The sequence below is a fragment of the Micromonospora sp. ABR4_055 genome (genome assembly GCF_056160425.1).
The window spans coordinates 24,679-37,235 of the sequence record NZ_JBSWXD010000059.1 but is presented as its reverse complement, the minus strand read 5'-3'; the positions used below and the strand labels follow the sequence as shown (position 1 = coordinate 37,235).

Sequence of the window (12,557 nt, the reverse complement as noted above, 5' to 3'; positions counted from 1 at the left end):
GCGGCGGACCACCGGCCCCGGGCAGCGCCGGCCGGGGCGGACCGGGCGGCCGGAGCGGAGGATTCGGGCGGTTCGCACCCGGCAGCGGTTGCCCGGGTCGGCTGACCCCCGGTGCCACCGGTCGCGGCCCGGGGGTGACGCCGGGTGGCACCACCGCCGCTGGCGGGCTCGGCGCCGGCCCGGCGCCGGTCTGCGGGAGGTTGGGTACCGGGGGAGGCGCGGTCGGCGGGCCGACGGTGCCCCCGGCCAGGTGCAGCCCGTTCGGCACCGGCGGCGGTGGCGTGGGTGACGGTGCGCCCGGCGCACCACCCGGCGGCGCGCCGGGTGACGGTGCCCCAGGGCCGCCGGGAGGAGCGCCCGACGGGTCAACCACCGCCGCGTCGGTCGGGCCCCGGAAGGTGGTGCCCCGGGTGATGTGGCTCAGGTACACGTCGATGTACATGTCGGCCAACGGCTTGATGATGTCCCGGGCACGCTCGAAGTAGTCGTCCATCACGTCTTTGCGGGTCCGGCCGGTGGTGCCCGGGATCCAGTCGTACGCGTCGGACCACTGCAGGCCGTTGTCCGGGTCGGCCGCCTCCACGGTGTACTGCTCCCAGAGGCTGCGGAACTCCTGCTGGGTCGACTCGATCTTGCCGGCCAGCTGCTCCAGGCCACGGCGGTTACTGTCGGCGGCTTCCTTCCACTCGTCGAGCGAGTAGAGGGTGGCGCCCACCCGTTGCATGAAGTACTCACCGGCCGGTGACTGCCATTTGGCGGCCAGCGCCGTCGCGTACCGCTGCAGGTTGGTGCGGGTGCTGTCGAGCAGCACGCCGATCCGGTGCCACATGTCGGCGACGGCGATCACCCGCTCGTCGCTCTCGTTCTGGATCCAACCCCACATCGTCTCGATGTTGGTCGTCTCCTTGGCCCACACGGTGGGTTCGTAGCGCTGGTTCGGATCCGCGTAGTCGTGGACGACGTAGTCGTTCACGGCGTTCACGTACGGGATCGACACCGGCTGCCAGCCGAAGTACTCGTCGGACATCCCCGCTCCTCGACGTCGCTATGCGCGCTGCTCAGTGCTCGGCCGACGGGCTGTCGAGCTCATCGTCGTGCATGTCCTCGTCGTCGGCGCGGATGTCGTAGGCACCGTCGCCCTCACCGATCGTCTCGGCCTCGTACAGCGACAGGTCCCGGTCGGCCGCCTCGGGGGCGTAGGAGGAGGTTTCCTCGTCCGGATCGACCACCAGACTCGGATCCTCGATGCCGCTCTCCGGATCCTGCCAGAGATCGTCGAGCGTCTCGCCGCCTTCTAGATTGGAGAACGCGGTGTAAATTGTCATCTGGTCGGCCTCGACCAGGGCGTCGCCGTCGAGGTACTCGGCGGAGATCGACTTGGCGGCGGTCGCCAGCGAGGCCAGGCCCTTCGCCACCTCGCCGAGCAGCAGGGTGGCCGCCTCGCGGTTCTCGTCGTGCCGGCCCTGGAAGAACCGGCCCTCGGACATCCCCGACCCGCCGAACGGCACCGGGATGGTGAGCATGTGGTTGATGCCGCTCGCCAGGCTCGGCTGGAAGTTGAGCCGCAGCTCGTCCATCACACACTGGGCGAAGTCGTCGAGCTGCTCGATGTCGACGTTGATCGTCTCGTTGACCAGCCAGCTGTCGTCCGCCATGATCCCTCCCCCGGGCCCCGCACGCGTATATCGGTATCCACAAAACTATCGCGTCACCGCACCTGCCGTGGACCGAGAGTCACGATGTGGACGGTAAATGGAGCAACTGGACCAGCCGGGTTCCTTCCCGCCTGGTGACCAGCCAGCCCCGTCCCGGCGGCAGCGGGCCGGGCCGGACGTTGCCGAGCAGCACCCCCTCGTCACGGCTGCCGGACATCACCAGGCCCGGCGAGCTGAGCTCACGCAGTCGCATCAGGATCGGTTCGTACAGCGCCCGGCTGGCGCCGCCGCTACGCCGGGCGATCACCAGGTGCAGCCCGATGTCGCGGGCCTGCGGCAGGAACTCCAGCAGCGGCAGCAGCGGGTTGCCGCCGCCACCGGCGACGAGGTCGTAGTCGTCGACCAGGATGTACAGGTCGGGGCCACGCCACCAACTGCGGGTACGCAGCTGCTCCGGGGTCACGTCCGCCGGGGGCAGCCGGTCACGCATCACGTTGACCACCTCGGTCAGCATGCCGGCGGTGACGTCCGCCGAGGTGCCGTACCCGATCTGGTGTTTCTCGCTGATGTCGCCGAGCAGGCTGCGCCGGTAGTCGACGACGATGAGCCGGGCCTGGGTCAGGTCGTTGCGGTCGGTGATGCCCCGGGCCAGTGCCCGCAGGAAGCTGCTCTTGCCGGACTCGCCGTCGCCGAACACGATGAAGTGCGGATCGGTGCCCAGGTCCAGGTGCACCGGCTGCAGGTCGACCTCGGCGATGCCGATCGGCACGCCGGGGCGTCCGGTGTCCGGCACCGAGTCGTACGGCACCACCGCCGGCAGCAGCCGCACCGGTGGCGCACCCGGGCCCTGCCAGGCGGCGGCGACGTCGGTGACGAACCGCCGGGCCCCGTCGGCCAGGGTCCCGGCGTCGGCGTCGCCGTCGGTGCGCGGCAGGGCGGCGAGGAACTGCATGCCGTCCGGGGTGATGCCCCGGCCGGGCGACTTGTCCGGCACGTTCATCGCCGCCCGCCGGTCCAGGTTGGAGTCGCTGGCGTCGGCGAGGCGCAGCTCCAGCCGGGTGCCGAAGACGTCGCGGACCGCCGGTCGCAGGTCCATCCACCGACCGGCGCTGACCACCAGGTGTACGCCGAACGACAGCCCCCGGTTGGCGATGTCGTTGATCGCCGGCTCCAGGTCCTCGAACTCGGCGCGTACCGCCGCCCAGCCGTCGATCACCAGGAACACGTCGCCGAACGGGTCGTCGGTGTGCCCGCCGTGCCGGCGTTCCCGCCGGTAGGTGGCCATCGAGTCGATCCGGTTCTCGGCGAACCGGCGTTCCCGCTGGGCCATCAGCAGCCGCAGCTCGGCGATGGTCCGGCGGACCTGGCCGGCGTCCAGCCGGGTGGCGACCCCGCCGACCTGCGGCAGGTCACGCAGCGTGGTGAGCGCCCCGCTGCCCAGGTCGAGGCAGTAGACCTGCACCTCACGCGGGGTGTGGGTGAGGGCGAGCGACGACACGACCGTACGCAGCAGGGTGCTCTTGCCGCTCTGCGGCCCGCCGACGATGACGGTGTGCCCGGCGGAGCCGCCGAGCTCCAGCCAGAGCACGTCGCGGCGCTGCTCGAACGGCTTGTCGATGAGGCCGACGGCGGCCCGCAGCTCGCCCTGCAGCGTCGGGCTGGCGGCGGTGATGCCACGTTCCGGGTCGGCGACCAGCGGCGAGAGCAGCTGGTCGAGGGTCAGCGGGTCGCCGAGCGGCGGCAGCCACACCTGGTGGGCCGGTCTACCTCGGCCGGTGAGCCGGCTGACCAGGATGTCGAGCAGGCTTTCGCCGGTGGGGTCGGCCGGTTCGGGTGCCGGCTGCCGGGCGTCGGCCGGTAGCCGGGGTGCGACGTACTGGGTGGTGTACTCCTGGACCCGGTCGTCGCCGTCGCCGGCGGCGACCGCCTCGGCGGTCTTGCTGCGGTACGTGCCGGAGACGTACGCGGCCCGGAACCGTACCAGCGGTTCGGTGCCGAACCGCAGGTAGCCGTGGCCGGGGGAGCGGGGCAGTTCGTACGCGTCGGTGGCGCCGAGCACCACCCGGCTCTCCATCGCGGAGAAGGTCCGCAGGCCGATCCGGTACGACAGGTGGGTGTCCAGCCCACGGAGCCGGCCCTCCTCCAGCCGTTGCGAGGCGAGCAGCAGATGCACGCTCAACGACCGGCCGACCCGTCCGATCTGCACGAACATGTCGATGAAGTCCGGCTTGGCGGTCAGCAGTTCGGAGAACTCGTCACAGATGATCAGCAGCGCCGGCATGGGTTCCAGCGGCGCCCCGGCCGCCCTGGCCTTCTCGTAGTCGCGCTGCGATGCGTAGTTGCCGGCCGAGCGGAGCAGCTCCTGCCGGCGGACCAGCTCGCCGTTGATCGCGTCGGTCATCCGGTCGACCAGCGGCAGCTCGTCGGAGAGGTTGGTGATCACCGCGCTGGTGTGCGGCAGCTTGTCCAGCCGGGTGAACGTCGCCCCGCCCTTGAAGTCGATCAGTACGAAGTTCAGCGTCTCCGACGAGTGGGTGGCGGCGAGCGCCAGCACCAGGGTGCGCAGCAGCTCCGACTTGCCGGAGCCGGTGGCGCCGATCAGCAGGCCGTGCGGGCCCATGCCGTCCTGCGCGGACTCCTTGAGGTCCAGCTCGACCGGGGTGCCGTCCGGGGTCAGCCCGAGCGGCACCCGCAGCCGGTCCCGGTTCGGCCGGGGCGTCCACGCCCGGTCCACGTCGAACTCGTACGGATCCCCCAGGTCGAGCAGGTCGGCCAGGTCCTGCTCCAGGTGCAGCGGCTGCTCGCCACGGGACGCGGCGGACAATCGCAGCGGCGCCAGCTCCATCGCCAACGCCTCCGCCTCCGCGATCGTGCAGGTGTCGGCGGTGCCGATCGGCGCCCGGCCGTCCAGGGTGACGCTGGTCATCGACCCGTCGGCGGCGACCTCCAGCACCAGCCGGGCCCGGTCGAGCACCCGGGGCGGTGGCTCGGACAGGTCGACGATGGTCACCCCTTCCACACCGCCGTCGGTCATCAGATGATCGGAGCCGGCCGGGTCCCCACCGTCGAGCACCACCAGCAGGTGCGGTCCGGAGGTGGTGGCGGAGCCGCCGCCGGTGAGGTTGAACCGGGGCCGGTTGGTGAGCACGTCGTCGAGCATCGCCTCCAGGCCGGTCACGGTCGGCGACACCAGCCGCAGCGCGCCGGTCGCGTCGGTGCGGGTCGGGTGCAGGGCGTGCGGCAGCCACTTGACCCACTCCCAGTGCTCCCGCCGGGCCGGGGCCGGACAGACCGCCACCAGTATGTCGTCCGGCGCGTGGAACGCGGTGGCCTGGGCGATCACCGCCCGGACCAGGGCCCGGGCGGCGTCGGGGTCGCCGCGCAGATGCACCCGGGCGAAGCCGCGCAGCGCCATGTCCACGGGCAGCTGCGGCACGGTCGCGTAGCTGGTCAGGAACCGTCGCAGCGCCAACGCGCACATCGGCTCCAGTTTCTCCAGCGCGGTCGGCGGCGGTGGGACCAGCGGCGTCGCCAGCTCCTGCGGCCCGAGACCGACCCGTACGGTGGCGAAGTCGGGGTCGCCGCGTCGGCGCTCCCACAGCCGGGGGCCGACCGGCACCGACCACAGCGTCTGCGGGTCGGGGTGCCGGTAGAACGCGGCCTCCCGCTGCTGGCGTACGGTCCGTAGGACCCGGCGTCGCTGCCGCGACAGATGCGCCAGGTACTCGCGTCGCCGCTGCGCCATCTCCTGCCGGCTCGGCCCACCAGCCTGATTGGACAGTTGGGTGGCGAGCATGCCGAGCGCGGAGAGGCCGAACAGGCCACCGGCGACGTAGCTGAGTGTCGAACCGCCCCGGCCGGCGTACATCAACGCCATTGCGACAGAGCCGGCCAGCATCGGCAGCAGCATCATCAGCTGCCCCCAGGACCGTCCGGTCGGCGCCGGCACCTCGGGTGGCGCGTCGAGCAGGACCTCGCCGGACGGGTACTCCGGCTCGGGCCGGCGGGCCGGACGCCGTATCACCACCGTACCCACGGATCGATCCTCCCCGTCGTCGTCACACCCGGAAGCCGGGTCGCTACCGGCACCGATGGCACCGGCACATGGTAGGTAGCCTTCTCGAGTCAGGACAGCCCGCGCGGCTTGATGAGGAGTCAGCAGTGGTCACCCAGGCCGGAACCGGACTCGCCCGGATCGCCGTCGTGGCACCGACCCGACGCATCGACCTCGCCATGCCCGAACACCTGCCGCTGGTCGGGCTGCTCCCGGCGGTGCTGCGGCAGGCCGACGAGAACCCCTCCGACGGTACGGCCGACGGCGGCTGGGCGCTGCGCCGTACCAACGGATCCACCCTGGACCTCAACCGTACGCTCGCCGCGCAGCAGGTCCGCGACGGCGAGATGCTGCATCTGCTGCCCCGCCGCACCGAGTGGCCGGAGCTGGCCTACGACGACCTGATGGAGGCGATCGCCGCCGGTGCCCGCCGGCGCGGGCTGCCCTGGACGCCGGCCGCCACCCGGCTTACCGGCCTGCTTGCCGGGGCCGTTCTGCTGCTGCTCGCCCTGGTCGCGGTGGTGACCGCCGACGGCACCGGGGTGGCTGCCGGGGCGGCCCTGCTCGGCGCCGCTGCCGTCCTGGTCGCGGTCGGCGTGCTGCTGTCCCGGGCGATGGCCGACTCGCTGGCCGGCGCGGTGCTCGCCGCCCTGGCCCTGCCGTACGCGTTCGTCGGCGGTGCGGTGGCGCTGGCCGGCGGCGAACCGGTCACCGAGCTGGGGGCGCCGCATCTGCTGGTCGGTTCGGCGGCGCTGACCTTGACCGGGGTGCTCGGCATGCTCGGCGTCGGCGACGCCGGCCGGGTCTTCGTGGCGGCGATCTTCGCCGGAGTCAGCGGGACGACCGGGGCGCTGCTGGCCGTCGGGCCGCTGGACGGGCCGCGCGCCGCGGCGGTGCTGGTGGCCGCGGTGACCCTGCTGCTGCCGGCGCTGCCGCTGATCTCGGTCCGGGCCGGCAAGCTGCCGATGCCGGCGCTGCCGCGTACCGCTGAGGACCTGGTCCGCGACGATCCGCAGCCGGACCGGGCGGAGATCTACCGGGCGACGGCCCGCGCCGACGAGGTGCTGACCGGCCTGATGTTCGGTACCGCCGTGGTGGTCGCCGCCGGGTCTGCGGTGCTGACCTTCTCGGCGACGGCCGGCGCGGTGCTGCTGGTCGCGGTGGTGACGGCCGGTCAGCTGCTGCGGGCCCGGCTGGTCTCGACCGTCCGGCACCGGGTGCCGCTGCTGGCCGGCGGCCTGGTCGGTGTCGGCCTGCTGACCCTGATCGGTACGGGTGGGATGGCGGCGGGTACCCGGCTGGCCCTGCTGCCGGTGGTGCTGCTGGTGGTGGCGCTGGTGCTGGCGGCCGGGATGGTCTACAGCCGGCGCCCGCCGACGCCCCGGCTGGCCCGGCTCGGCGACGGGCTGGACGTGGTGCTGCAGTTGGCGGTGGTGCCGGTGGCCTGCGCCGTGCTCGGCCTGTACGGCTTCATGCGGGCGATCAACGGCTGACGGTTCCGGCTGGTCAGCCGGCTGTCAGTCGGCCGGCCCGGCGATCTGCTCCGGGCGCAGCGGCGGGAACGGGCCGCCCCGGACCAGCCGGATCAGGGCCGTGTCGACGTCGTCGGCGACGTACTGGTAGCCGGCCCAGTGCAGCAGCAGGACCCGACCGGCGGCGTCGACGACCAGCTCGGCGGGGCCGTCCGAGTTTCCGCCGAGCGGGAACACCGGATGGTCGTACTCGCCGGCGAAGACCCGGGCCTCCTCGGTGACCAGGCCGCTGCGTACCGGGTGGACGAAGGTCGGGAAGCCGGCGTCGGCGGTGCCGTCGGCGCCGAACTGGGCGATGGTCAGCCCGCCGAACTCGGTCAGCGCCGCGCGGGCGACCGGTGTCATGACCAGCCCGTCGAGCTCACCAGCCCATCGGCCGACCCACTGGTCGACCATCGCGGAGACGTCCCGGCCGGGGAACCAGCCGGCGGCTTCCAGCACCGGCCGGACGTCCGGCGGGAACCGGCGGTCGGCGGCCCGCGCGGCGGTGTACCGCTCGGCGACAACCGTCACCGGGACCGGCGGCCACTGGCTGACCTCGCCGGACTCCCGGTCGATCACGATCCGCGGCGACCCGGAGCCGGCCGGCGGCCCGGCCGTGCGACTACCCGCGTCGTCGGTGGGGATCAGCCAGGCGACGTATCCGTGCTCGAACTCGTGCAGGCCGATCCGTTCGTCGGTGCCGGCGCCGTGCTCGGTCGCCCATTGGCGGGCCAGGTCCAGCGCCTCGTCGCGACCGAGCATCGATGCTTCCTTCCGGGCTGCAGGCGAGACCCCAAAGTACGCCGTCGTCACCGGACCCTATGGTAGGCAGCACGCCGAGTGGTGGTGCAGCCGCGCGGCGCTGACGGGTGGAAGGAAGCCAGGCATGCCGTCGCGGCGCGACCAGGTCCAGTCGTACCAGTTCTTCGTGCAGCGGATGACGTCCGCGCTGGTGGCCAGGGACCCGGATCCGGCGGTCGCACCGTTCCAGCGGCTCGGCGGCGCGGGCCTCGGTGGGATCATGTTGGCGGTGCTGTGCCTCGGCGCGGTCGGGGTGTTCGGCTTCATCATCCCCGGTGGAGCAACCAGCTGGCAGGACGGCGCCTCGGTGATCCTGGAGAAGGAAACCGGCACCAGGTACCTCTACCGCGAGGGTCACCTGCACCCGGTGGTCAACTACGCCTCGGCGCTGCTGGCGCTGGAGTCCTTCGCCCCGGTGACCGACGTGTCACGCAACTCCCTGGCCGGTACGCCGCGTGGCGCTCGGATCGGCATCCCGGACGCACCGGACGCGCTGCCCGACGCGAAGCGGATCCTGACCGGCGGGTGGACACTGTGCTCCCAGGCCGTCCGGGACGAGTCCGGTGAGCTGGTGACCACCACGGTGCTGACCGTCGGCCGGCCGCCGGTCGGTGGCCGGCCCACCGGCGACGGGGCGCTGCTGGTCCGCGACGCCGACACCGGGCACCTGCAGTTGATCTGGCGGGACCAGCGACACGAAGTGGTCGACGAGGACATCGTCCTGGAAGGTCTGGCGCTGCGGTCCGAGCCCGTTGTGCTGGTCGGCGGGGCCTGGCTGAACGCGTTGCCGGCCGGGGAGCCGATCGGCAGCCGGCCGGTGCCCGGCCGCGGCGAGCCGTCGACCGCACTGCCGGACGCGGTCACCGGCTCGATCTACGTGGTCGAGAACCAGACCGGCGACCGGCAGTACTACCTTGCCGAACGGGACCGGCTGGCACCGCTGACCGAGTTGCAGGCCGAGGTGCTGCTCGCCGATCCGGGCACCCGGGACGCGTACGGTGGCGAGCCGCCGACCGCGCGGCCGGTCGCCGCCGCCACCGTGGTCGGCGCGCCCCGGGCGGCCGGGTCCGGGGAGACCGGCGCCCGGTCGCCGCAGCGCCGGCCGGACATCCTGCGGCTGACCGATGGCCGGCAGAGCGTCTGCGCCGGCTATCCGCCCGGCAGTCACCAGCCGCAGGTGCTGGTCGACGCGCAGGTCGAGCCGCCGACGCAGGCGATCGTCACCCCGGCACGCACCGCCGACGGCGTACCGCTGGCGGACCGGGTGGTGATCGAGCCCGGTCACGGCGCGTTGGTCGAGTCGATGCCCGCCCCGGACGCCCCGGCCGGCACCCTGACCCTGGTGACCGACCTTGGCATCCGCTATCCGCTGGCGGACCGGGCGGTCGCCGCGATGCTCGGCTACCCCGAGGTGGAGCCGGTGCGGCTACCCGCCAGCCTGGTGGTACGGCTGCCGGGCGGGCCGGCGCTGGACCCGGCGGCAGCCCGACGGCCAGCTTGAACGACTACTGTGGATCGGCGGAAGTCGGCCAGGTGGCGTCGGTCGATCGGTATCGGTCTGGCGCCACTGGACACAAGGAACTACCGTTTCCGATGACAGATGGTGCGTCGGCGCACCATGCGGCACCGCCCCTCGGATTGCGGGGCATCCCACCAGAGGACGGGGTGAAGATCACCATGACCGGGATGAACACCAATACCGGGCTGATGGTTCAGACTGAGAAGGACGTCGATGACGTCGCGAACCGGCTGACCGGCAACCTGAACCAGTTGATGGACCAGCTCATGCCGCTCTATGACCAGTGGAAGGGTATCGGTGCCGGCTCGTTCCAGCAGGTGCGTCAGGCGTTCGACGAGGACATGGCGCGGCTGAACCTGGCGTTGCGGTCGATCGCCGAAGCGGTCGGTTCGGCCGGTAAGGACTACGAAGTCAGCGACGAAGAGATCAAATCCGAGATGGATTCGGCGGGCGCGACCGCCGGCCAGATCACCGCGGCGCTGAAGCTCTGACCGGAGGGATCGAGATGGACATCCGCTACGATTTCGCCGCGCTGAACAACGCCGCCGACAATTGCGGTACCGCGGCCAAGAACATGATCCAAGAGCTCGACGGCCTCAAGACCGGCATCCAGCCGCTGGTGGCGACCTGGGAGGGCGACGCACAGACCGCGTACCTGACCCGGCAGGCCGAGTGGGAATCGGCCGCCACCGACCTCAAGGACCTGCTCAACCGGATCGAGAAGGCGCTGCGCGAAGCGGCCATACGGATGCAGGCACGCGAGGCAGCCAACCGGGCCAAGTTCGAGTAGACCGACTCGGTCACCGACCGGCCGGTCCGGACACCACGAAGTACGCCTCCTGCGGATCGGTGCGCGTACCGGCTTGCGATGCCGCGCCGCTGCGGCCGACCATCCGCCGGGTCGGCTGCCAGCGGCGGCGTCGGCCACCCGGCAGCGCCGCCACGGCCACCGCGACCAGCAGGATCAGCAACGCCGTACCGGCGGCCACCGCCACGGCAATCTCGGTCAGCCGCTGCCAGCGAGCCGCCCGCTGCGCCGCGACGGCATCCGGCACGACCGTCGGCAGCGCCGGCGCGGCGACCGGCTCGCCCGCCGTCAACCGCTCGGTCACCGCCCGGTACGGGTTCACCACCCCGTGGCCGTAGCCCGCCGACCGGCCGCCGGGTGCCGGATCCGCCGTCGCCGTCAGCCGCCGGGCCACGTCGGCCGCCGACAGCTCCGGCTCGGCGGCCCGCAGCAGCGCCGCCGCCGCGCTCACCACCGGGGCGGCGTAGCTGGTGCCGGCGACCACCGCGTGTCCGGACACCCGGCTCGCCGCCACCACCGCCCCACCCGGCGCCACCAGGTCCACGTAGTCACCGACCTGGGAGTCCGCCAGCCGTACGCCGTTCTCGTCGATGGCCCCGACGCCGATCACCCCGTCGAACGCCGCCGGGTACGGCGTCGGATCCGGCGACGCGCCCTGCTGGTGGCTGTTGCCGGCTGCGGCCACCAGCACCACGTCGGCCTGCACGGCGCGTTCGACCGCGGCCCGTACCGCCGGGTCCGCGCGGTACATGATCAGCGACATGTTGATCACCTTCGCGCTGCTGGCCACCGCGAGGTCGATCGCCTCGGCCAACCGGTCCGCCGGTGAGGCAGAGCCGTCCTGCCGCGCCTGGATCCGCTCGGTGACCCGGATCGGCATGATCGTCACCCCTGGGGCGATGCCATGGAAGCCGACGCCGTCCACCCTGGTGGCGGCGATCAGGCTGGCCACGGCGGTGCCGTGCGAGGCGCAGTCCACCGTGCCGTCGGCCTCGACACCGGTCAGGTCGGCGCCGGCAGTCACCTGACCGGACAGTTGCGGATGGTCAGCGTCGACACCGGAGTCGATCACCGCGACCCGTACCCCCGACCCGTCGGTCACCGGCCAGCTGCGCTCGGGCGCCAACCAGCGCTGATGCCAGGAGATCTGACGGATCACCGGGCCGGGGTCGGCCGGGCTGCGGCAACTGCCCGGAGCGGCAGACGCCGGTGCCGCCGCGACAACCGGCAGCACGCTCGGCGCGACGGTCAGCAGTACGCCCAGCGCGACGGCCGGCAGCAGGGTCGGTGACCGCATCAGCTGACCTCCAGACCTCCCGTACCGCCCGGCATCCTATCCAGCGGCGGCGACCAGCGGGCTCGTGCGGCTGGCACACATTCAGTATCGTCGTCATGACGGCTCACCGTCGGTGCCCGGCAGCGCCCGGTGTGACGCGGCGACGGGGAGGGACACGATGGACGTGCACGGCCTGCGTGCCCGTGCCGACGAGTTGATGGCACAGTTCGACCGGATGCGGTCCGGCGTCGGTGACCTGCAACAGCAACTGCGGGCGGTGTCGGCCACCGTCACCTCCGACGACGGGCTCGTCACCGTGACGGTCGGGCCGAGAGGGCAGGTGACCAAGGTGGAGCTCGACCCGCGGATCTACCGCCGGCCGAACGCCGCGCAGCTGTCCACCACGCTCACCGAGACCATCCGGGCCGCCACCGCCCAGGCGATGGCCGAAGTGGAGCGGATCTGCCGCCCGCTGGTGCCCGACGCGCAGTTCCAGGCACACATGGACTTCGACCTCGAAGGCATCTTCCGCCAGCTCGACACCGACCTGCCCGGGGGTGACCGGAAATGACCGAGCCGCAGCAGACCTTCCTCAACCCGGACCTGGCCCGCCCGGCCGGCAACACGCTCGGCGCGGCGGCCGAGACACTCGCCGCCGAGTGGTCCCGTGTCACCGGCACCATCCGGGCGCTCAACGAGGCCAGACCGTGGGGCGACGACGAGGCCGGCCGGACGTTCAACGAGCACTACCTGGACGGCGGTGACGAAGCACCGGCGAAGGTGACCCTGGACGCCGGGGACGACCTCTGCGCCGCGTTCGCCGACACCGGACTCCGGATCGTCACCTCGGTCGACGGCACGGTCGACGACGACGGCGCGGTCGGCGACAGCTTCGGCGGCGGCAGGTAGCCCGGTCGCTGTCGGAGGGCC

10 protein-coding genes and 1 pseudogene are annotated in these 12,557 nt (G+C 72.6%); 6 read left to right on the top strand and 5 right to left on the bottom strand.

Features of this window, described 5'->3' with window-relative positions; genetic code table 11:
• From ACXAHD_RS15620 to eccCa, 3 genes and pseudogenes are all read right to left on the bottom strand, one after another.
• Nucleotides 1-1,027 (bottom strand): annotated as a pseudogene (locus tag ACXAHD_RS15620) (hypothetical protein); the annotation flags it as partial.
• Between the two features lie 31 nt (nt 1,028-1,058).
• Nucleotides 1,059-1,655: a hypothetical protein gene (locus ACXAHD_RS15615; protein ID WP_475051362.1), complete on the bottom strand. Its 597-nt coding sequence runs from the start codon at nt 1,653-1,655 to the stop codon at nt 1,059-1,061.
• A 79-nt stretch (nt 1,656-1,734) separates the two neighbouring features.
• Entirely contained in the window at nt 1,735-5,691 is a 3,957-nt protein-coding gene (eccCa, locus tag ACXAHD_RS15610; RefSeq protein WP_475051360.1) for a type VII secretion protein EccCa, read from the bottom strand.
• Nucleotides 5,692-5,816: 125 nt separating this feature from the next.
• On the opposite strand from eccCa, the gene eccD reads away from it, so the two are divergent.
• Nucleotides 5,817-7,202 (top strand): type VII secretion integral membrane protein EccD, encoded by a 1,386-nt coding sequence (gene eccD / locus ACXAHD_RS15605; protein WP_475051357.1) that lies wholly within the window; start codon nt 5,817-5,819, stop codon nt 7,200-7,202.
• Nucleotides 7,203-7,226: 24 nt separating this feature from the next.
• Here the strand turns inward: eccD and ACXAHD_RS15600 are convergent, their stop codons facing one another.
• Complete coding sequence (locus ACXAHD_RS15600) at nt 7,227-7,985, bottom strand: SUKH-3 domain-containing protein (RefSeq protein ID WP_281552616.1); 759 nt, start codon at nt 7,983-7,985, stop codon at nt 7,227-7,229.
• Nucleotides 7,986-8,109: 124 nt separating this feature from the next.
• On the opposite strand from ACXAHD_RS15600, the gene eccB reads away from it, so the two are divergent.
• From eccB to ACXAHD_RS15585, 3 genes are all read left to right on the top strand, one after another.
• Nucleotides 8,110-9,525: a type VII secretion protein EccB gene (gene eccB, locus ACXAHD_RS15595; RefSeq protein ID WP_475051354.1), complete on the top strand. Its 1,416-nt coding sequence runs from the start codon at nt 8,110-8,112 to the stop codon at nt 9,523-9,525.
• Between the two features lie 185 nt (nt 9,526-9,710).
• Nucleotides 9,711-10,034: a WXG100 family type VII secretion target gene (locus tag ACXAHD_RS15590; protein WP_416597939.1), complete on the top strand. Its 324-nt coding sequence runs from the start codon at nt 9,711-9,713 to the stop codon at nt 10,032-10,034.
• Between the two features lie 14 nt (nt 10,035-10,048).
• Nucleotides 10,049-10,333: a WXG100 family type VII secretion target gene (locus ACXAHD_RS15585; RefSeq protein ID WP_281552618.1), complete on the top strand. Its 285-nt coding sequence runs from the start codon at nt 10,049-10,051 to the stop codon at nt 10,331-10,333.
• A gap of 10 nt (nt 10,334-10,343) precedes the next feature.
• Here ACXAHD_RS15585 and mycP read toward each other — a convergent pair whose 3' ends face one another.
• A complete protein-coding gene (mycP, locus tag ACXAHD_RS15580) occupies nt 10,344-11,648 on the bottom strand; it encodes a type VII secretion-associated serine protease mycosin (RefSeq protein ID WP_281552619.1) in 1,305 nt (434 codons plus the stop codon).
• Between the two features lie 157 nt (nt 11,649-11,805).
• Between mycP and ACXAHD_RS15575 the strand changes: the two genes are divergently transcribed.
• Nucleotides 11,806-12,198, top strand: coding sequence for a YbaB/EbfC family nucleoid-associated protein (locus ACXAHD_RS15575; protein WP_289211864.1), 393 nt, complete (start codon nt 11,806-11,808; stop codon nt 12,196-12,198).
• Complete coding sequence (locus tag ACXAHD_RS15570) at nt 12,195-12,536, top strand: hypothetical protein (RefSeq protein WP_475051352.1); 342 nt, start codon at nt 12,195-12,197, stop codon at nt 12,534-12,536. The genes ACXAHD_RS15575 and ACXAHD_RS15570 overlap by 4 nt, the downstream gene beginning before the upstream one ends.
• The last annotated feature ends 21 nt before the right edge of the window (nt 12,537-12,557 follow it).

What these genes read in the sequence shown, in the direction of transcription:
- ACXAHD_RS15615 (WP_475051362.1), bottom strand. Translation starts at nt 1,655, where the DNA reads ATGGCGGACGACAGCTGGCTGGTCAACGAGACGATCAACGTCGACATC.
- ACXAHD_RS15600 (WP_281552616.1), bottom strand. Translation starts at nt 7,985, where the DNA reads ATGCTCGGTCGCGACGAGGCGCTGGACCTGGCCCGCCAATGGGCGACC.
- ACXAHD_RS15575 (WP_289211864.1), top strand. Translation starts at nt 11,806, where the DNA reads ATGGACGTGCACGGCCTGCGTGCCCGTGCCGACGAGTTGATGGCACAG.
- ACXAHD_RS15585 (WP_281552618.1), top strand. Translation starts at nt 10,049, where the DNA reads ATGGACATCCGCTACGATTTCGCCGCGCTGAACAACGCCGCCGACAAT.
- ACXAHD_RS15570 (WP_475051352.1), top strand. Translation starts at nt 12,195, where the DNA reads ATGACCGAGCCGCAGCAGACCTTCCTCAACCCGGACCTGGCCCGCCCG.
- ACXAHD_RS15590 (WP_416597939.1), top strand. Translation starts at nt 9,711, where the DNA reads ATGAACACCAATACCGGGCTGATGGTTCAGACTGAGAAGGACGTCGAT.
- mycP (WP_281552619.1), bottom strand. Translation starts at nt 11,648, where the DNA reads ATGCGGTCACCGACCCTGCTGCCGGCCGTCGCGCTGGGCGTACTGCTG.
- eccB (WP_475051354.1), top strand. Translation starts at nt 8,110, where the DNA reads ATGCCGTCGCGGCGCGACCAGGTCCAGTCGTACCAGTTCTTCGTGCAG.